This is a genomic window from Corynebacterium freiburgense (assembly GCF_030408815.1).
Taxonomy (GTDB): domain Bacteria; phylum Actinomycetota; class Actinomycetes; order Mycobacteriales; family Mycobacteriaceae; genus Corynebacterium; species Corynebacterium freiburgense.
In genome coordinates this window covers 1,175,358-1,194,799 of sequence record NZ_CP047355.1, presented here as the reverse complement: position 1 = coordinate 1,194,799, position 19,442 = coordinate 1,175,358, and the positions used below count along the sequence as shown (strand labels likewise).

16 protein-coding genes and 1 riboswitch are annotated in these 19,442 nt (G+C 49.0%); of the genes, 6 read left to right on the top strand and 10 right to left on the bottom strand.

What is annotated here, in order from left to right; all coding sequences use genetic code 11:
• Positions 1 to 3 precede the first annotated feature (3 nt).
• Both CFREI_RS05410 and CFREI_RS05405 read right to left on the bottom strand, forming a co-directional pair.
• Positions 4 to 765 (bottom strand): ABC transporter ATP-binding protein, encoded by a 762-nt coding sequence (locus CFREI_RS05410; protein WP_027013418.1) that lies wholly within the window; start codon positions 763 to 765, stop codon positions 4 to 6.
• Positions 765 to 1,802 carry a FecCD family ABC transporter permease gene (locus CFREI_RS05405; RefSeq protein WP_027013417.1) on the bottom strand — a complete coding sequence of 346 codons (1,038 nt, stop codon included), beginning with the start codon at positions 1,800 to 1,802 and terminating at the stop codon, positions 765 to 767. The genes CFREI_RS05410 and CFREI_RS05405 overlap by 1 nt, the downstream gene beginning before the upstream one ends.
• Before the next feature lie 69 nt (positions 1,803 to 1,871).
• Positions 1,872 to 2,060, bottom strand: a riboswitch (cobalamin riboswitch).
• Between the two features lie 61 nt (positions 2,061 to 2,121).
• Here CFREI_RS05405 and CFREI_RS05400 point away from each other — a divergent pair.
• Together CFREI_RS05400 and CFREI_RS05395 are read left to right on the top strand one after the other, a co-directional pair.
• Positions 2,122 to 2,442 (top strand): hypothetical protein, encoded by a 321-nt coding sequence (locus tag CFREI_RS05400; RefSeq protein WP_027013416.1) that lies wholly within the window; start codon positions 2,122 to 2,124, stop codon positions 2,440 to 2,442.
• 1,317 nt (positions 2,443 to 3,759) lie between these two features.
• Positions 3,760 to 4,974, top strand: a complete 1,215-nt coding sequence (locus tag CFREI_RS05395; protein ID WP_027011471.1) for an RtcB family protein — start codon at positions 3,760 to 3,762, stop codon at positions 4,972 to 4,974.
• 83 nt (positions 4,975 to 5,057) lie between these two features.
• On the opposite strand, the gene CFREI_RS05390 is transcribed toward CFREI_RS05395, so the two are convergent.
• From CFREI_RS05390 to CFREI_RS05380, 3 genes are all read right to left on the bottom strand, one after another.
• Positions 5,058 to 5,846, bottom strand: coding sequence for a DUF1963 domain-containing protein (locus tag CFREI_RS05390; protein WP_027011470.1), 789 nt, complete (start codon positions 5,844 to 5,846; stop codon positions 5,058 to 5,060).
• Positions 5,847 to 5,864: 18 nt separating this feature from the next.
• Positions 5,865 to 6,746, bottom strand: a complete 882-nt coding sequence (locus CFREI_RS05385; RefSeq protein WP_027011469.1) for a DUF1963 domain-containing protein — start codon at positions 6,744 to 6,746, stop codon at positions 5,865 to 5,867.
• Positions 6,747 to 6,833: 87 nt separating this feature from the next.
• Positions 6,834 to 7,880: an NAD(P)-dependent alcohol dehydrogenase gene (locus tag CFREI_RS05380; RefSeq protein WP_027011468.1), complete on the bottom strand. Its 1,047-nt coding sequence runs from the start codon at positions 7,878 to 7,880 to the stop codon at positions 6,834 to 6,836.
• Positions 7,881 to 8,057: 177 nt separating this feature from the next.
• On the opposite strand from CFREI_RS05380, the gene CFREI_RS05375 reads away from it, so the two are divergent.
• On the top strand, positions 8,058 to 8,345 hold the full coding sequence (locus CFREI_RS05375; RefSeq protein ID WP_027011467.1) for a hypothetical protein: 288 nt from the start codon (positions 8,058 to 8,060) through the stop codon (positions 8,343 to 8,345).
• 67 nt (positions 8,346 to 8,412) lie between these two features.
• Here CFREI_RS05375 and gatA read toward each other — a convergent pair whose 3' ends face one another.
• Complete coding sequence (gene gatA / locus CFREI_RS05370) at positions 8,413 to 9,903, bottom strand: Asp-tRNA(Asn)/Glu-tRNA(Gln) amidotransferase subunit GatA (RefSeq protein WP_027011466.1); 1,491 nt, start codon at positions 9,901 to 9,903, stop codon at positions 8,413 to 8,415.
• A gap of 3 nt (positions 9,904 to 9,906) precedes the next feature.
• Positions 9,907 to 10,200, bottom strand: coding sequence for an Asp-tRNA(Asn)/Glu-tRNA(Gln) amidotransferase subunit GatC (gene gatC / locus CFREI_RS05365; RefSeq protein ID WP_027011465.1), 294 nt, complete (start codon positions 10,198 to 10,200; stop codon positions 9,907 to 9,909).
• Between the two features lie 237 nt (positions 10,201 to 10,437).
• Between gatC and CFREI_RS05360 the strand changes: the two genes are divergently transcribed.
• Together CFREI_RS05360 and galE are read left to right on the top strand one after the other, a co-directional pair.
• On the top strand, positions 10,438 to 11,097 hold the full coding sequence (locus tag CFREI_RS05360; protein ID WP_027011464.1) for an ACT domain-containing protein: 660 nt from the start codon (positions 10,438 to 10,440) through the stop codon (positions 11,095 to 11,097).
• Between the two features lie 79 nt (positions 11,098 to 11,176).
• Positions 11,177 to 12,172, top strand: coding sequence for a UDP-glucose 4-epimerase GalE (galE, locus tag CFREI_RS05355; protein ID WP_027011463.1), 996 nt, complete (start codon positions 11,177 to 11,179; stop codon positions 12,170 to 12,172).
• A 190-nt stretch (positions 12,173 to 12,362) separates the two neighbouring features.
• Here galE and CFREI_RS05350 read toward each other — a convergent pair whose 3' ends face one another.
• From CFREI_RS05350 to CFREI_RS05340, 3 genes are all read right to left on the bottom strand, one after another.
• Complete coding sequence (locus CFREI_RS05350) at positions 12,363 to 12,848, bottom strand: hypothetical protein (RefSeq protein ID WP_027011462.1); 486 nt, start codon at positions 12,846 to 12,848, stop codon at positions 12,363 to 12,365.
• A gap of 689 nt (positions 12,849 to 13,537) precedes the next feature.
• Complete coding sequence (locus CFREI_RS05345; RefSeq protein WP_290246134.1) at positions 13,538 to 14,953, bottom strand: MFS transporter; 1,416 nt, start codon at positions 14,951 to 14,953, stop codon at positions 13,538 to 13,540.
• A 55-nt stretch (positions 14,954 to 15,008) separates the two neighbouring features.
• Positions 15,009 to 18,083 carry a glycoside hydrolase family 2 TIM barrel-domain containing protein gene (locus tag CFREI_RS05340; protein ID WP_027013258.1) on the bottom strand — a complete coding sequence of 1,025 codons (3,075 nt, stop codon included), beginning with the start codon at positions 18,081 to 18,083 and terminating at the stop codon, positions 15,009 to 15,011.
• A 333-nt stretch (positions 18,084 to 18,416) separates the two neighbouring features.
• Between CFREI_RS05340 and CFREI_RS05335 the strand changes: the two genes are divergently transcribed.
• Positions 18,417 to 19,442, top strand: coding sequence for a LacI family DNA-binding transcriptional regulator (locus CFREI_RS05335; RefSeq protein WP_051256064.1), 1,026 nt, complete (start codon positions 18,417 to 18,419; stop codon positions 19,440 to 19,442).

Below are 19,442 nucleotides of genomic sequence, written 5' to 3'. Positions count from 1 at the left end.
TGACTAGAGTGAATCAATAATGAGGTGGGTGCGGGTAGCTTCCGGGAGGTTCGCTAAAAGTGCACGAACGTCGAATACTTTGCGGAGGTTTTCGGTATTGAGAACCTCCTCTGGTGTTCCGACCGCAAGCATCGTTCCTTCATGTAGCACAACAACTTGGTCAAAATGCGCTACAGCAAGGTCGAGGTCGTGAATCGTTGCGAGGATAGTTCGCCCTGATTCCCGTAACACTTTCAATAGGTGGAGTTGATGGTGAACATCAAGGTGATTGGTTGGTTCATCGAGAAGAATCAAATCGGTACCTTGGGCAAAGCCTCGCGCAAGGAGCGCACGGCGGCGCTGCCCACCAGAAAGCTGATCACAGGAACGATCGGCTAATTCATCAAGGCCGACGAGTTGTAGTGCATTGTGGATGATTTTCTGTTCGGCTTTTCCACCAAGCTGCCAGGATTTCAGGTGTGGAAGGCGACCTAAAGCAACCATTTCGGCAATAGTGAGGTCCCCTGGCGGGGATTCTTCTTGCCCAACAAGCGTCATGTTCTGGGCACGTTGACGTGGGCGCATTGCATGGACGTCCACGCCGTCGAGAAGTACTTTTCCTGCATGGAGCTTAGCAATACCTGCAATACCGCGGAGCAGTGTTGATTTTCCGGCACCATTAATTCCAACAAGTGCTGTCATTGTCCCCTGTTCAACACGGAAATTGATGTTTTGAACAATGGTGGTTCGACCGATGCCGCAAGCTACTTTTTCTATGGAGAACATTAGTTTTGCCCTCCAAAATGATAGCGGCCGCGGCCCATAAGTATCAGGAATAGTGGCGCTCCTAATACACCGGTCACAACACCAAGCGGAATTTCTTGCGGTGGAGCGGAAATACGTGCGATTACATCAACCCACAGCAAAAACAATGCACCCGTTGCCATAGCGATAGGCAAAAGTCGGCGATGCAGCGAACCCACCATCATGCGAGCAAGATGCGGGATAACCAAACCAACAAACCCAATGCCTCCGGCAACGGCAACCATTGCGCCCACAAGTAACGCTTGGATAAAAAACAGCACTTGACGCAGAACGCCTACTCGAACGCCAAGCGCAGCCGCAGTATCAGGTCCAGCCGCAAGGGCGTCAAGTTGATTTGAAATAAGCATCAAACCAACAGCAGCAATGACCACAATAATAAGCGGGAGCAAAAGTTTGTTCCATTGCGCACCCGCCACTGAACCGAGCATCCAAAACATTACGCCTTGCGCAGCCCGAGCATCCGGACCTTTAAAAACCAAGAAGCTCGCAAGCGCAGAAAACGCTGATGAAAGTACGACACCAGAAAGAATCAACCGTAATGGCGTAAGTCCACCCTGAGCCATAGTGATCCCGTATACCGTCGCGGTTGCCACCAGCGCACCAATTAATGCGCCTCCCGAAAGCGCGTACAAACCAAAACTGGAAAGCACGCCGAATGTCAGAACTGCGGTAGCACCAACGCTGGCACCTGCAGATACGCCGAGCAGATATGGATCAGCAAGAGGATTTCGCACAAGCGTTTGCATTGCTACGCCGGCGAGTGCCAGCCCTGCTCCTACGATAAGTGCCAGCAGCCCTCTGGGGGCACGTAATTCCCAAACAATTGAGTCAATTGCTTGATCTGGCCCATTGCCTCCCTGAAGATGAGCCTGCACTACCTCCCACACCTGAGCGCGAGAATAATCAACCGAACCGAAGGTTAATGAGATCACAAAACTCACAGCTATAATTGCAATGAGCAGCACAAATAATGCTGGTGTTGCCAACCTTCGGCCCACACCCGATAACGACACGTCGGCCAAAAACTCCTTCTACAATGCCCTGCTATCTCGGACGCGGAAATAGCAAAACTCAGCGATGAGCCGGCAGGTTTTCGGACTCGTTGGATCATCCCAACCCCCAAGCACCTTCCCAGCCGTATCCGACCAGTGGCATGTGCGCATATTTGCACACCTTGGGGGTAGTACCCAATCACCGCTGCGCGCCAGTTTCGGACTTTCACCGAAATTCCCTTGACCGGCTCACTGACAGTTTGAATTGTAACCCAGCAAAAGTTCAAAAACCCAAAATTTAGCAATTCAAGGTAGCTTTATAAGCATGAATACAGCCTTCAAAAATGCTTCCGAAGTTCAAACATCCGCTGTCGTTGCAACTGGCCTCATCGGCGGCTGGTTAACCGCCCGTGAAACTGGAGTTCGCCCAATCGGTGGCGTGATCCTTGGTGCCGCTGGCATTTGGGCAGCCCGTAGTTGGTATGCAAAAGGGGGACTTCCACTCGCACTCGGCCTCACCACCGCATACGTATCTGCGTTCGGCCTTTCACACCCCCTAGCGAAGAAAATTGGCGCATGGCCGGCAGTACTTACTGTCACTGCCGGTGTTGCTGGCGCTGCATACGCGCTTTCAGATACATACTGATCATTCATACTGATCGGTTTTGAACTGCTCCCCCGTTTATTGAGTTCTTTGACGGGCTTTTCAATGTGGGGAGTTTTTGTGGGCTTTGCGACTGGTTCTCTATGTGGGTTTTCTCTAGGTGGGTTTTCTATGTGAGGCCCGTGGGGTTATTGGGGTTGGGATTTGGTTGTGTACGTTCGGTGACCTGGGATTTGCTTGGCTCTGGATGAAAGCTGGTTGGTCTTTTCGGGTGCTGGTCGGTCCTTTCGGGTGCTGGTTGGTCCTTCTTGGGTGCTGGTTGGGCGTGTTGTCACAGATTCCATTTTTTCGGCTGTTTTTATGGAATTTGTGACACGATAGGTAGGGAACCTGTCACAGATTCCATTTTTTTCGCTGTTTTTATGGAATCTGCGACAAACCCCAGTTCAACGATTGTGCGCAATGTTGGTTGCTGTCACAAATTCCATTTTTTCAGGCGATTTTATGGAATCTGCGACAGTCAGCATGAAAACATCACTAGTTTGATAGGGCGCGCCTATTAAACACCCGGGAAAGCGGCTCGAAGGCTCGGGAAACCCTGGATTTCCAGCCAACCCGCCCCGAAAACCAGGCAGATTTCACATCATCCACAACCCACCAGAACATTTTCCCAGCTCGCACCACAAGACCAGGAGTCCACAACACAAATCTGCCGGCCTGAACCTTTCCCAGGCCAGTCTAGGCCTTCCCATGCTTGTTCCAGACTTTCCTAAAGTCTTCCCCAAGACCTTCCACGCCTGCCCCAATGCTCCCAGCCCACAGTCCCAGCCCACAGTTCCAGCCCACAGTTCCAGCCCACAGTTCCAGCCCACAGCTTAAACCGCAGCGCTCTAAAACCAACACCACTCCCAAGCAGCCTAGAGCAGGAAACCCGCCTAATTTTTCGGGGGCGAGTTCAGTTTCCACCCCCAAATTTGGGTTAGAATTTCCGCTACGAACGCTTCCGGAAAATACCTGTTCAGAAAGCTTTTTGCCACTGCATTTTCAAGCACTCATTATGATCACTACGACATAAACATTCTTGTAGGCCGCATTGTTGGTCTGATAGGAATGATTTCGGTCAGTGAAAAATACTTGCACAAGAAAGGACAGGGTAAATGTTGCGTAATCCCAATTCGCTGCGACAACGCAGTGATGAACGTATTCACCTGTCCTGCGTGCTTGTTTTGAATTAGCACAGACTTTACGAGCTCAAAGCCGCAGGACGCCTCACAGTCAGTTTTCTGGCGGGGGCGGTTTTTTGTGAGAAACCTGCGCCTCCCCCGCCTCCGTTTTGTTTTGAAAGGACAGGGGAAACCCATGGCTCGAAACCGACGCGCTAATCCCGCGTCCCGCATTGCGGAAATTGCCAAGCATAATCCGAAGGTTCATGTTTTCGCCTCTGAGGTGGAAGATTCTACTGTTGAACAGGCACGAGCCACCGCGAAACTCCCATTTGTGTATCCTCACGTTGCACTCATGCCCGATGCTCATACTGGTTTAGGTTCCTCGGTGGGCACAGTATTTGGCACTGAAGGTGCAGTGATTCCAGCTGCGGTTGGTGTGGATATCGGTTGCGGAATGATCGGTGTGCGAACACAATTTACGGCTGCTGATTTGGAAAACAAGGATCTGATCAAACTCCGCAATGCAATTGAACGTTCGATTCCGCTTTCGCCAGGTAATTACAATCACTGGCAATTGGAGCCTTCTGCGGATGAACGCTGCCGTGAGCTCGATGCCCTTGCCAAAGAAAACAATGTTGATTTATCCCACTCACCTAAATGGCGCCAGCAGCTTGGCTCCTTAGGTGGCGGTAATCACTTCATTGAATTATGTCTCGATGAAACCGACGCAGTGTGGATGTTTCTACATTCTGGTTCCCGTGGTGTTGGCAATAAGATTGCCCGCAAGCATATTGAGATTGCGCAGAAACAAATGGTAAAATGGTGGATTCCAATTCCAAATGCCGATCTCGCGTATTTCGTTGAGGGAACGCCAGAATTTGATGCCTATATTCGGGATCTTCATTGGGCACAGCACTTTGCGTTTTTAAATCGTGAAGAGATGATGGACCGTTTTTCTCGCTGCTTGTCCGCATTTATGGGCACACCAGTTGAGGAAATCGAACGCATTAACTGCCACCATAACTACACGGTGAAGGAACAGCACTTTGGCAAAAATGTTTGGTTAACTCGGAAAGGCGCAATCCGTGCAGATAAAGGCACAAAGGCGCTTATTCCAGGATCAATGGGTACGGCATCATATGTTGTTGAGGGGAAAGGATTTGCCCCTGCACTTAATTCAGCACCGCATGGGGCGGGGCGTCGTTACTCTCGCAGTGAGGCTCGGCGCCGCTTTACTGTGGACGATCTTGCCAACCGTATGGAGGGCATTGTGTATCGCCCAGGCGAAGCTTGGGTTGATGAAATTCCTGACGCATACAAGGATATTGACCAGGTCATGGCCGATTCCGAAGAATTGGTGGAGATTAAGCACAAGCTTCGCCAGGTTATGAATGTGAAGGGAACTTAAGTGTCACTGTGGTGCGGGCGTAGATATTGCTTACCGACGTCCGCGCCACCCAAGACCCAAGCTGTGGTTTAAGTATTCCCCATCTAAAGGCTCTCAATTGAAGCATACGTTCTAGATAATTCTGGTTTCGTGGTATCGGTTAGAACCATAAACGTGCCACGATCCCAAATTTCAATATCTAGCTGCTCATTTGAATAAAGAGAGAATACGTGTTCCCAGTTTTCTGGGGCTTCCGGATCAATATCGGCCGCTGGATTATGGATCCAAAAATCCAGGTTTCCGCCAACTCTTGCGATAATGTTTTTTGGGGCTAGCGATTGCTGAAAATCACTATATGCCTCATAGGCTGCATTATCTTTGGCAAAAAGAGTATTCACCGCATCCAGTGAACTTGTTGGCAAATCAAAACCGAAATGCGGAATAATTGGTACACCTTCTTCGAACGTAAGAAGATCTGGTTCGTAGGGCAACGTGGCAGGTTTTACATCTTCACTTGCTGGCACACAAACTACTTGATGCTCAATATTTCTGGCGTGTTCATCGTCCCCAGTAAAAATCAAAATATGGCTTGAGTTTGGTGCTACTAAATCCCATTGCCTAAATACGTGTTTCGACCAGTCTTCCATTGAAATTTGCGCAATAAAAGATAACGATTCACCACGAGAATCTTTTGGCCATGCAAATCCGCGCCAAATATCAGGCACACCGGCGAACTTGCTGGACCGAGGCGGCGTCTGGATATCTTCATCCATAACAGGCGTGTACCAAATGCAAGGTTTTATAAACCCACTCAGATCATTGATATAGGGCAGTAAAACGCCATTATTCAATTGCTTAAGTGCGCTAATGAGAGCTTGTTTTGTTGCAAACATGGAGAATAAATACCTTTGCTAGCTTGTTTCAACCCCAAGATAGGTATGTCGGAACTCAGCGTCATTGTTATGAGCTAAAAGTTGCAAATAGCCAGCATCCCAGAAGCACAAATGAAACTCGTCGTAGCTATTTACCAAAAGCAAGTTTTTCCATTGGCTAATATCCGATCCGGCACCATCATGTTGTGCATACTTAACGGCATCTTCGGCAGGATACTGCCCAATACCCGCATGCCATCCGCCAATACGTATAAATTCGTTAATTGCCCCAAAAGCCTCATCGAATTCTTCGTAGGTATCTAGGATCTCGTCATATTCATCTAGGTCTTCGTATTTTTCAAAGATTTGATCATAGATTTCGCTACTCCAATGAGGGATGTCCCAGCCAATTTCAGCTATTAGCGGTACCCCATTGTTTAGCGGAGAGTTCTTTCCAAACTCTTCAATGAATGAGGGAATGGCTGCTTCTAGTGGAGGTTGCGTTCGCTCCAGTGATGCACCTTCTGGAATGAGAATAAGTCGATGAGGCATGTTAAGCGCTGAAGAATCTGAGCCTACAAAGAGCAATAACAAACCTGTTGTGGGGAGTAACCGTAAAGGATCACTTTCTGGGAGACTGTCTATTTGCAATCCTTGTATATCAGCAAGATTTATTTGCAGGAAAAAAGAAAGTGGAGTGCCTGAGGAATTTAGTGGCCAAATGAACCCTTTGGGAATATCTGGATTTCCCCCAATCCGGCTGGCACCTAATGGAATTGTCGGATCTGAAGAGTCTACATAGGCTGGCCGAAAGACTGCACATGGTCGGGCTATTTGAGCAATCTCATCAATCAACCGATGCAGTACATCGAATTCCGGGTCTTGCAGAGCTTTTTTAAGTTCTTCAATGCTTTCAAACACGGTTCGTAGTCTACGAGGCTATAAAGCCCTAGCCCCACACCACCCCCAAAAGTAGAATATTTGCTACCGGTGGGGCGTTCCTAACGCTTATTCGAATGTTGCAGTGTCGATAACAAATCGGAATTGCACATCACCGGCTACTACCCGATCATATGCTGCATCAACTTCATGCACACCAATTTTCTCAATAACAGCACCGATGCCATGTTTAGCGCAAAAATCAAGCATTTCCTGGGTTTCTCTGATACCGCCAATATTTGAGCCTGTGAGTACTTTTCCACCCATAATCAGACTGCCAAAGGAAAGCTTTTGGCGCTCTGGCGGTAACCCCACAACTGCCATTACGCCATGTGGCTTTAAAAGCCGCAAATAACGATCAACATCAATATTGGCACTCACCGTATTAATAATCAGATCAAATTCACCGCGGTGTTCATTAAAAAATCCCTCTGCTGTTGTTGCTAGTGTCCGCTTTGCACCAAGTTTGGCTGCGGATTCAGCTTTTGCCAATGAGCGTGACAACACCGTCACCTCTGCACCCAAAGCTGCTGCGATCTGAACGCCCATATGACCTAGACCACCAAGGCCCAGTACAGCGACCTTTGATTCCGGCGTTACCTTCCATCGTGCAATCGGAGAATACGTTGTAATTCCAGCACATAACAATGGCGCAGCCTTATCAAAATCCAACTCATCCGGAATGCGGCATACAAAACGCTCGTTGACCACGATCTTTTGACTATAGCCCCCTTGCGTAATTGTGCCATCGACATCTTCTGAGTTATATGTGCCTACCGGCCCACGTAAACAGTTTTGTTCTTCCCCTAGGCGACACTGTTCGCAGGTACCACAGGAGTTTACTAAACACCCGACTCCAACTCGATCGCCAACCTTCCAAGCTGTAACCGAACTACCCACTTGGGAAACTACACCAGCGATTTCATGGCCTACCGTAAGTGGAAAATGTGCTTCACCCCATTCATTTCGAATGGTGTGAATATCACTATGGCAAATTCCGGCAGCCTTGATATCAATCACAACGTCATCGGGGCGGGGTTCCCGCCGTGGTATTTCCACTACTTCAAATGGAGAATCTGGACCTTGCTTTTGGAGTGCTTTTACAGTGATGCTCATACTTCGCACTGTATATACTCACAGCTAAGGCTGCATACTGGTATTGATTTTCAAATTGTTTTTCGAGCTTCTGCAGCACACAATACGATATAGATTTGTGCGTTTGCTCTTTTGGTCAGACGTTTTGGACCAGCATCATCGATGGCAATACTTCTTTGCATAATGGAAAGGAATTTTATGTTTCGAAATATCACCGCAGTGTTCGGTGGCGTAATCGGGGGTTCATTGTATGCAGCCGGTACAGCCACTGCTACTCCTATAACCGCAGAACCAGTCGGCGTAGCAGTGCCATCAAGTACTGACCTTATAAACACCGGAATCTTTGGTTCCACCCAAGTAGTCACTCCCGGTGGTTTGAATTTTGGTTTGCAGGTTATTACCGACCTTATTCCACTGGCAATCTATAGTGTTTTTGCCCAAGCTTTAGCATTCGTACCAATTGACCAAATCGCTCACTTATCATAATTTTTACGCATTAAAAATGGGGACTAGAAAAGTATTGTCTAGTCCCCATGTGTATTTTTGGGCTTAATTATTGCCCAGCCTCAAAGGCCGCACCCACCTTGTAGAGGCGGTCGTCGGCAAATGCAGGCGCCATGATTTGGAGTCCAACTGGGAGACCCGTATCAGGGGCAAGACCTGCTGGTAATGACATGCCGCACAGGCCTGCAAGATTGAGTGGCAAGGTGCAAAGGTCAAAATTGTACATTGCCAATGGGTCGGAGATTTTCTCGCCGAGCTTAAAGGCGGTTGTCGGTGTGGTTGGGGAAATAAGCACATCACAACGCTCATAGGCTGCGGCAAAATCTTGTGCGATGAGCGTACGAACCCGCTGTGCCTGCAGGTAGTAGGCGTCATAGTAACCAACAGATAGTGCGTATGTGCCAAGAATAATGCGGCGTTTTACTTCGGGGCCGAAACCAGCAGCACGGGTAAGGGCCATTACTTCATCGGCAGATTTCGAACCGTCATCACCCACGCGCAGCCCGTAGCGCATACCATCAAATCGAGCCAAATTGGAGGAAACTTCGCAAGGCAAGATTAGATAGTATGCTGCAAGCGCATCATCAAAATGTGGGCAGTCTACCTCTACAACTTCAGCGCCTTGCGATTCTAATTGGGCAACCGCCTTATGGAATTGCTCCAAGACACCAGGCTGGTAGCCATCACGATCAAATTGCTTGACCACACCAACGCGGACACCCCGTAAATCGCCGTTGGCACCTTCCTGAGCCGCAGCCACCACAGGCGCTACTGGACGATCAACGCTCGTGGCGTCGAAACGATCATGACCAGCAATAACCTCATGTAGCAATGCGGTATCAAGCACGGTGCGCGCCGTCGGCCCACCTTGGTCCAAGGAAGAGGCGCACGCAACCAAACCATAACGGGAAACCGTGCCATATGTTGGCTTTACGCCGACCGTATTGGTTAGCGCTGCTGGCTGGCGAATCGAACCACCAGTATCCGTACCAATGGCCAGTGGGGCTTGCCCAGACGCCAATGCCGCCGACGAACCACCACCAGAACCACCGGCTGTGCGTTCCAAATCCCAAGGATTGTGCGTCGGTCCATAGGCAGAGTTTTCGGTGGATGAACCCATAGCAAATTCATCCATATTTGTTTTGCCAAGGATAGGGATACCGGCTTCGCGAATCTTTCGCGTTACCGTTGCATCATAGGGCGCCATATAACCCTCAAGGATTTTGGAGGCGCAGGTGGTCGGGGCGTCGATAGTAGTGAACACATCTTTGAGGGCCAAAGGCACACCTGCCAGTGGCGATTGTGGTTGCTCACCTGCAGCTAAACGCGTATCGACGTCCCGGGCCGCCGCCAATGCTGCATCAGCACCGACGTGCAAAAATGCATGAATATCCTGGTCAATATCAGTGATGCGATCAAGGTGAGCCTGTGTGACCTCAACCGAAGAAACTTCACGCGAATGAATTTTCGCAGCCAATTCCGCCGCAGTGAGCTTAGTAAGCTCATGGGCCCCAGCAGCACCGACAATATATTTATCCATTGGTCACTCCCCCAAAATCTGTGGTACAACAAATCGCTGTTCAGCAACTTCTGGTGCTTGATCTAGCGCTTGCTCAGGTGTGAGTGTTTTCTCCACAATATCTTCACGCATAGTTGTGCGAATAGAGTGTGGATGGCTCATTGGCTCAACACCCTCAGCAGCAACTTGGCCAACAGCGCTTACATTGGCGATAATCCCGTCAATCTGCTCCGCAAATTGATCCAGCTCGTCATCCGTAAGCGCCAAACGGGCTAGTCGTGCAAGGTGAGCAACCTCATCGCGCGAAATTTCCGGCACGGTTGTGTCCTTCTGTTCATGTGGGGGTTCTACAATTCCATCAGCTTAACGCACTGCCCTGCCTTGCTCGGTAATTGGGCCATAATGAAACACCAATCAGATGCCGCAAATAATGAAATGACCTCGTGTAATTCACATAAAAAATGTGATTGGGAACTATTCTTATTTGTAATGCGTTCAAAATCATGAAAGTAGTTTCACCGAGTTCGGCAAAGCCCCCAAGGAGCGTACTCTACTATGTCCTACCTGATCCGCGTTGTTCTTCCAGACGTACCTGGCAGTCTCGGTCAGTTAGCAGACGCCTTTGGCATGGTGGAAGGCAATATTCAATCCGTGGATGTAGTACATAATTTCCCTGACGGAACCGTTATTGATGACATTGTAGTAACACTCCCTAAAACCAAACTCCCCGATAGTCTTATTACCGCTGCTCAACAGCTTCCCGGTGTTGAAGTGGATTCCATCCGCCCCTTTACTGGAACTATTGATCGCCGTGGGCAAATTGAAATGCTCGCCGCTGTGGCCACCCACCGGCGTGACGTATGCCGCGCAATGGAGGAACTGGTTGCTGTGATTCCTCGAACAATGACTTCTGGTTGGGGCATTGTCCTCGATGTTGCAGATGGATCAACCCGTGTGGCTGCCTCTCCTGCAGCTCCTGCCGACGATGGATCCTCACCCGCAATCCATATCGAATCCGCATGCGTATTAACCCCGGAACACGATCCTTGGGTTCCACCAGGTTGGGCAATGTTAGACTCCGCGCTGGCCGCGACCCCCATCGATGGAACCTCACTTGTTTTAGTTATTGGACGACCCGGCGGCCCAGATTTCCTTGCCAGCGAAGTAGAACACCTTGGCGATGTGGGGACGATCATTGGCTCGATATTAAATTAGCAGCCTCTCCACATTTTGCACTGACTGTGAGTAATATCAGAATTGTTTGAATCCAATAATCAGTGCAAAGGATAACCTTATGAAGGTTCTTGTTACAGGTGGGGCTGGCTTTATTGGCAGCACCGTTATTTCTCGACTTTTAGATAATGGGCATGACGCCGTTATTATTGACAATTTCAGCACCGGTCGCCGCGAATTTACCGAAGGTCGGACCACCTATGAAGGTGATTTTGCCGACCGCACACTCCTCGACAAAGTGTTTGATGAGCATCCCGATATCGATGCCGTTCTGCACTGTGCCGCACTGATTGTTGTTCCAGATTCGGTAACCGACCCCATTAACTACTACCGAAATAATGTTTCCAAAACCCTTGAGCTTATGGATTACCTTAATGAGCGCGGCTGTCACCGCATGCTGTTTTCCGGATCCGCATCAATCTACGCCCTTACCGAGGATTTCACCGTAGACGAAGACTGCCCCTTCGACCCCATGAGCCCCTATGCCCGTACTAAAGCAGTACTTGAAGGCATGATGTCCGATGTAGCATCCGCAACTGATCTACATATTATTTCCCTGCGCTACTTCAATCCCATCGGCGCCGACCCCCAGATGCGCACCGGTCTCCAACTCAAATCACCTTCCCACGCACTCGGCAAATTGATTGAGGCCCGCGAAACTGGAACACCCTTCAATATCACCGGTGTAGATTGGCCAACACGCGACGGCTCTGGCATTCGCGACTATATTCACGTTTGGGACCTGGCCGAAGCACACGTCAAGGCACTAGAAAAATTTGATGAAGTGCTTGGCGAGCAACACTACCTACCAATCAACCTCGGCACAGGTCAAGGCACAACGGTACGCGAACTGGTTGCAGCTTTCGACGCCGTGACCGGCGAAACCCTAGAAACTGTCGACGCCCCACCACGCCCAGGTGACGCGGCTGGCGTATACACCCGAAGCACCCGGGCAAAAGAACTCTTAGGCTGGGAAGCAAAACACACAATTGCTGAAGGGATCTCTGACACCCTGAAGTGGTTTGAAGTACGAGGCAGCATCCTAAAAGGCTTCTAGTTGCATCCTGAATAAACCACCTTCGCCGCTGCCAGTATCTTTTAACTACTACCAGATACTGCCAGCGGCAACTTTATGCACCTTAAGCAACTATGATGCTAGACCACTGCAAGTTCCAAATAATAGATGCTTAATAGTGGCGCTGTTAAGCATACATAAGCTGCCATACAATGAGCGCGGCCCACGTTTTTTAGTATGTGTGTTCATATGAATGTGCGTACTCCCCCAAACCCCGCGAATGGTTCGCAGCACCCTGTAATTTCCTATTCATTTGCCTGCTATACAAATAAAATAAGACAAGCAGTGCTAAAAGTGACACATCAATTACAAACCCAATAAACCCTAGTGCGGCAATTCGCCCCCGGAACAAGGTGGTTAATAATATAAAAAGCCCATAGGAAGTCATTGCAAGAAACGCCATGAGTTCCATGAATTTACTTTTCATTAAAAAGAGCACGGGCGCAACTATCCCACTGACCAGGGAAATAAACCACAAAGCGGTAAATAAAAACGGAAAACCACGGAAGAATTCTGTGGCCTCATTGCCATATCCTTGGGAAGAGAAATAACCTTCATGCAATCCAAGCGACATGGCAAAATCATATAACCCCATGAGATTAAGCAACACCATAAGTACAGCAAATATCACCCCAGGTAGCGGGATCTTCTGGTGCATAGCTACTCCTTGAAATTAAATCCAATTGTCTCCAGTATTTCTTCCGCTACTGTAACCGAACAAACCGAACAAATGTATGAAACACGCGCTTGACAAAACGAATTTCAGATTCGCGATAGGAGATTTCTTGCACGCTTTATGATATATCACCCATATCACAGAAAACACTTAGATTCCTCTTTGCCTTTTAGCCCCTTGCGAACCCAAGCCCAAAATAACCACACCTTAACCAGCCACCCCGAAGGTAAATGCAAATCTTTTTCAACCCCCTTGTACGCAATCTCTTTAAAACCCCATGCCAGACAATAACTCGCAGCTTTTCAAAGCCAAATGCAATGCTTCACACATAACCTAGAAATCTAGTGGACGACTGGTTACCTGGGGATTGTCGTTTAATACACCATCTTGTGCCCAATTGGTGTGTTTGGCGACAAAATTATGGCCCCAGAAGCCGTTCGGTGACGCTTTTTACACCAATTGCACACAAGACGGTGTTTTTGGCGACACCGCCGGATTTAACCATCGTGTGAGCTCAAAGTTTTTGGGGCTAAAGGGGCTTATGTGACAGTTGTAATTAAAATGTCACATAATCTATTTTGTTCGAACAAATTAATGGGACACTTGACAAAGAAAAATAAACCACACGCCCATGGGTGATCCCTGTTTTGGTTGGGCGTGCGGGGCTTTGATTATTTTGCTGGGACGGCCCCTTCTTTTGGTGTTTCCAGGGTTGCTCGTAAGATATCGTTTTGTTTTTCCACGTCAAGTTTGAATGCGAGGAATCCAATAATTACGCAGGCTATTGCCGGTAACCAGAGGTAGGTTACGTGAAGCATCGCAATGACCGAATCGGGTTGTGCCACGGTCTCACCGCCTCCGGTAGTAGAACTGATGTACCCTGAGGCGTCGAGCAGCCATCCGGTCATTGCGGTGCCTAAACCACCGCCAAGTTTGGTTCCTAACGATGTGCAGGAGAACATGAGGCCATCAATACGCTTGCCCGATTTCAAGAATGTATGTTCACTTGCTTCTGCGATAAGTGCAGTGAGTGTTCCTTGCAGTGGTGCAATACTGAGTGCAGCGATTGCTGTAAACACCAACATGAGTGGAACGTTAGCCATATAACCTGCAACAATAACGCCGATACGGGCAATGATCGCAACAATGTAGCCGACCAAGTTCACGTTATACATGTTGCCAACGCGAGCGACGATAAACGGCAACACAATCAACGCAATCATTTGCGGAATATTGATCGCAGATGCGAACGGCCCGAGAAGGTCCGGGTTCCCAAGGACGTACGTCATGAAGTAAATACCCATGCCGGTGAGCGCGCCATATAGCTGCATGGTGATAAACATCACCACCACAATCATGAAATATTTGTTTTTGAGCACTAGCCGCAGTGCCTGTGAAATGGGTAGTTTTTCTTCGTCTTTCTTCTTCCCCTCGGCAAGTTCCTCCGGGGAGAGTTCACGCACGGAATACGCCGAAAGAGAGTTTGCGATGAGACCTATTAAGGCGTAAATAATTGCGACCGTTCGCCAGCCTTCTGCACCGCCTCCCATGAACTGGACCGCTTGCACCGTCACTGCTTGAATTGCCAGGCTCGTACCGAACGCGAATACAAAACGGATCGAACCCATCTGCACACGCTCGTTAGTGTTCTTGGTAATCAACGCTGTTAACGCGGAATACGCAATGTTGTTCGCAGTGTAAAACACTGAATTCAGCAGGGTATATGCAATAAAGAACCACACATATTTTGCGGTCATGCCAAGACTTGGTGGGATTGCGAAAACAGCGACGATCATCGCCGCGCAACCGAAAAATGCCCCAAACATCCATGGGCGTGCCTTGCCCATTCTGGTCTGCGTTTTATCAAGAAGGAATCCGAATATAAAGTCGGAAAATCCATCGAAGAAACGTGACAACATCATGAGCGTGGCAACGACGCCAGCCTGCATCCCCATGGTATCGGTGAGGTAAATCATGACGAAGGCCGAAAGGAAGGCATAGACAACATTTCCGGCGATGTCGCCGCTACCGTAGCCCACTTTGTTGTACCACTTCAGGTACTTCCTTTCGGTGGCTTCTGTACTCATTGTTGGTCTCCTCTCTGTGAGAAAGGCGTGGTGGATTGAAGGGTTGAAATGAGGGTTATATTGCGTCGACGCTCTCGATCAGCAGTCGCAGACGCATTGCGAGTTTGGGATCGTTCACTCGGTAGCGTTCCAACAGTTCGGGACCACAACTGTTCGACCCGATGCCTGACATTGCGGCATCGACACAGACAACGGTTGAACCGCTCGGTTCCAGCTCAAAATCGTGGTGTTGTTTGGTGAGTTCTTCCTGCGTGTACGCGGAAACATTGAAGGAAAACGGTGAGGTGCTAGCAATGGTGATTGATTGCTGTTCCCCTTGTAGCGTTACGACGTCGCAATCGCTGCGCGAACCACTTTCCTGCGGGCGTGTATACAGTTCGGAAAGCGAACTAACTTTTGAGGAATACCACGCGTGCCTGCAGGAACGTCGCTTATCAATGTAGTTTTCGAACGGGCCAAGCCCGAAGTAGCGCACTGTTTGCACTTCCTGAGGCAGAAAAAACCTCATACCAAACCGCGGCAGATAGGGAAAATCAATATTGCGATGGCCAATGATATTTACATCAATCGCACCATCATTGTGAATAGTCCAAGCAATATCAAGGCGCATAATCGGTTGAATTGTTGGTGCTACCAATGCTGCTTGGGCGTGAACAATAACCCCATTTTCAATGGTTGAAACCGAACAAGAATACGCACGGGTTGTGGCTTGATGGTAGCGAGCACGACGCCACTGCACCTCTGCATGGCGATCATTATCAGTAGGCGCCCGCCAAATATTTATTTCACATGGACGCGTAAATACCTCGCGGCCACTCGCACTAGCTCGCGACCAAAGACCTGTTCGAATGTCGAATTCGTAGGCAAAGTTTTTACCGCTTACTGTAATGTGCGCGGGCCCCTCTGCCACCTCAATATGGTTCGTTGTGGGAGTATTTTCAAGCAAGCGCTGGACATACTTATTGCACGGCTGCGCAGTAGGGATCTCAATCTCATCGAAACCAAGCTCCTCACCTGCTGAAGCTAGCGGTCCATTATGTTTGCGGCGGTAGGTTAGCGTAATAAAACAGCGTCCTTGCTGCTGAGCTACCTCGCGCACAGATTCGGGTAATTCGATTGTCGTAGTCTTATGTGGATGTAGTGGTTGCGTTAGCGTAAGTTTTCCAGAATCAACCACTTCACCATCGATGGAAAGCCCAAATTCGATATCGGCATATGATGCAAAATCCAGGAAATCGAGTTCATTGCGCAGCGTAATTGTGTTTGCTTTTTGATCAATAGAAACCACTCGAGCCGGGCGCTGCACATTCCAAAGTTCGCGTAAACCTTGATGCGGCACCCGATCAGGGCTTACCAAACCATCGACGCAGAAGTTTCCGTCATGGACTGTTTCGCCGTGGTCGCCGCCATACAAATAGCGTGGATTTCCTTGCGCATCAGTACCATTAGCTACGGCATGGTCGCACCATTCCCATACAAAGCCACCGCACATACGAGGTTCATTAACAATAAGATCCCAGTATTCCTCTAAGTCACCAGGTCCATTTCCCATGGCGTGGCAATACTCAACTAGAATAAATGGCTTATCGGGCTCGGAATTTAAATACTCCTGTATTTCAATAAGTGAGGGGTACATCCGTGAATACAGGTCAATATTGGAGTAATCGTAACGGCGGTCTTGTGACCGGTAAAATGCAGATTCATAGTGAGTTACTCGTGTTGGGTCAAATTGTTTTATCCATTGCAATGCAATTTCAAAGGTCTTCCCGTACGCACATTCATTCCCTGCTGACCACGAAATCACGCTTGGGCGATTCTTTTCCCGTTGTATGCACAGCTCAACTCGGTCCATAGTTGGCTGGATCCACTCAGGATTGTTGGCAATCCGCTTATTCCATTGTTCGACCACATTTGGCCACGAATCGTCTTTTAGGAATTGGGTTTGCGTTCCGTGGCTTTCATTATCTGCTTCGGACATCACATAAAAGCCATACTCATCGCACATTTGATAGAAGCGAGGATCACTCGGATAATGCGCTGTCCGCACCGCATTTATATTCGCCTTATGCATCATATGCAGATCACGCCGCATATGTTCAATACCAACCGCTGGTCCGGTGATTGGATCTGAGTCATGCCTATTGACGCCGCGCAATGTTACAGGTTTGCCATTAACTTTAAGCACCGCGCCGTCGACAAGCACTTCTCGAATACCGATTCGCTCATAAATGGATTCTTGCGGGCAGGTTATTTTGAGGTTGTAAAGGTAAGGATCTTCAGCATTCCATAGGTGAGGATCCTTAATAGTAAGCGTTGCTTTGTGCGAAAAATTAGGATCATCCGCAAGCGAATCTAGCACCGCTTTCGAAATAATATTCCCACTATGATCGGAGATTTCTAATACGGTGTCTACATACTCATTATTGTATTTTCCCCGTACCTCGACTAATGCCTTGTTATCCTGCAATGTGGTGGTAAGAAAGTAATCAAACAGCACTGACTTGGGGCGCTGCAATAAGTAAACTTCCCGGAAAATCCCGGAAGTTCGGAATTTATCCTGGTCTTCCAGATATGTTCCATCGCACCACTTTAATACCAATACCGAAAGCTGATTAGTTCCATTGACCAGCGCCGATGTAATGTCGAACTCCGCGGTCGCGTGAGATACCTGACTGTAACCAATGTAGGTTCCATTAAGCCAAACATAGAAACAAGAATCGATTCCCTCAAACACCAAAGTGCAGGCTGGAGCATTGGAATCAATTTTGTATTCGAATTCCTTAATATATGCACCGGCAGGATTATCTTGAGGGACATACGGCGGATCCAAGGGAATCGGATATCGAACATTTGTATATTGGTGTGCGTCGTATCCTTGGAATTGCCATGTTCCAGGAACCTGTATTTCGCCGAACTCTGGCAAGTTATTGGCATTCCAAAAAGGCGGCACATCATATACAGATGTGTAGTAGCGGAAGCCCCAAGTTCCGTTCAATGATTGAAAGCGATCTGACTTCCCGCGATCCAGTGGATCGAAAGTAATTCCGGAGCTTGGAATATAGTAAGCGCGCGGCGGCAGAGTGTTCTCATGGAGGACTGACAGATTCTCATAGTGGCGGGGAACAAACATCGAAGTCATTCCAATCTTGAAACGAACGGACCGAAAACGGAACGAACGGAAGGGGCGAACCAAAGACAGTCAGAGAATATGTAGTTAACTGCCTGCCTTCGTAATGGCGACGTTAACATTATAACTCGATTTTTCTGGTTTTTGGAGGGTTTTTTCGTTTAATTTCCTGCTTTATTGCGTATTTAGCACAAAAATCCCGAAAAATGGCGGCGTTAACATAAATAGTGCACCCCCGATCGTGTGAAAGCGCCGTAATTTGGGAAACATTTCATTGCCCACTAAGCCCGCTGGGCGCCCACACGCCGGCGTCGGTGCCTTTGGTATCGTCGTGACATGGGCAAAGCGAAGGGCCGGACTAGAGCGGCATCAATTGACGACGTCGCGCGGCTCGCGGGAGTTTCACCGCAAACCGTTTCACGGGTTTCACGCGGTTCCGACAAGGTTCGTCCGGAAACAAAGGCCAAAGTACTTCAAGCCATGCAACAATTGGGCTACTCCCCAAACCATGCCGCCCGTGCGCTTCGTAGCGGATCCCTAAAACTTATTGGCGTCCTAACCCAACAAATAGAACGCACAGGCGAGTCATATACCACGAGTGGTGTACTTCAAGCCGCAAGTAAACTGGGCTACGCCGTCATTGTTTCCCAGGTCAAGCATCCCGAAGCCGACGAAGTGCACGATGCACTTATGCGACTTTCCCAACAACCTATCGACGCCCTTATAATCGTCCAATCCGGCAAGGCAACGTTCCAGCATCTCGGGCTACCCACTGGACTGCCCGTTGCCTCCTCAGATTCCGCCCTCGTTGGCTACTACCCCTCCGCCTCGGCCGATCAAATTCAAGGTGTTCGAGACGCCATTACACACCTTCTTGAACTCGGGCACAAAACGGTTCACCACATAACAGGACCAGCAGATTCACAGTCTGCGGCGATTCGCCTTGCTGCCTGGCACCGCAGATTAGAAGAATCGGGCATTCGACCACCCGAACCAATCCCTGGCGGTTGGAACCCCATTGACGGCTACCAAGCAGGCTTGAAATTAGCACAAAATCCTGAGGTAACCGCTGTCTTTTGCGCTAATGACGAAGTTGCACTTGGGTTTATTCGAGCTATGCATGAGCAAGGCCGCAAGGTCCCTGATGACGTCTCAGTTATCGGATTCGATGGTCTTCCCCTTGGCGAATATTCGTTCCCTCCCCTTACCACTATTCGCCAAAATTTCCACCGCGCAGGTGAGGCAATGATCGACCTTATTGCCGAACAACTTGCCGGCGGACCCCGCGATGGAAGCCGGCATATTGTCATCCCAACCGAACTGGTGATCCGAGAAAGCACTGCCCCACCGAAAAACACCTAG

Coding starts and splice junctions, on each gene's coding strand:
- CFREI_RS05345 (WP_290246134.1), bottom strand. CDS start 14,953: ATGAGTACAGAAGCCACCGAAAGGAAGTACCTGAAGTGGTACAACAAA.
- CFREI_RS05360 (WP_027011464.1), top strand. CDS start 10,438: ATGTCCTACCTGATCCGCGTTGTTCTTCCAGACGTACCTGGCAGTCTC.
- CFREI_RS05375 (WP_027011467.1), top strand. CDS start 8,058: ATGTTTCGAAATATCACCGCAGTGTTCGGTGGCGTAATCGGGGGTTCA.
- CFREI_RS05400 (WP_027013416.1), top strand. CDS start 2,122: ATGAATACAGCCTTCAAAAATGCTTCCGAAGTTCAAACATCCGCTGTC.
- gatA (WP_027011466.1), bottom strand. CDS start 9,903: ATGGATAAATATATTGTCGGTGCTGCTGGGGCCCATGAGCTTACTAAG.
- CFREI_RS05350 (WP_027011462.1), bottom strand. CDS start 12,848: ATGCACCAGAAGATCCCGCTACCTGGGGTGATATTTGCTGTACTTATG.
- CFREI_RS05335 (WP_051256064.1), top strand. CDS start 18,417: ATGGGCAAAGCGAAGGGCCGGACTAGAGCGGCATCAATTGACGACGTC.
- galE (WP_027011463.1), top strand. CDS start 11,177: ATGAAGGTTCTTGTTACAGGTGGGGCTGGCTTTATTGGCAGCACCGTT.
- CFREI_RS05395 (WP_027011471.1), top strand. CDS start 3,760: ATGGCTCGAAACCGACGCGCTAATCCCGCGTCCCGCATTGCGGAAATT.
- CFREI_RS05410 (WP_027013418.1), bottom strand. CDS start 765: ATGTTCTCCATAGAAAAAGTAGCTTGCGGCATCGGTCGAACCACCATT.
- CFREI_RS05390 (WP_027011470.1), bottom strand. CDS start 5,846: ATGTTTGCAACAAAACAAGCTCTCATTAGCGCACTTAAGCAATTGAAT.
- CFREI_RS05340 (WP_027013258.1), bottom strand. CDS start 18,083: ATGTTTGTTCCCCGCCACTATGAGAATCTGTCAGTCCTCCATGAGAAC.
- CFREI_RS05380 (WP_027011468.1), bottom strand. CDS start 7,880: ATGAGCATCACTGTAAAAGCACTCCAAAAGCAAGGTCCAGATTCTCCA.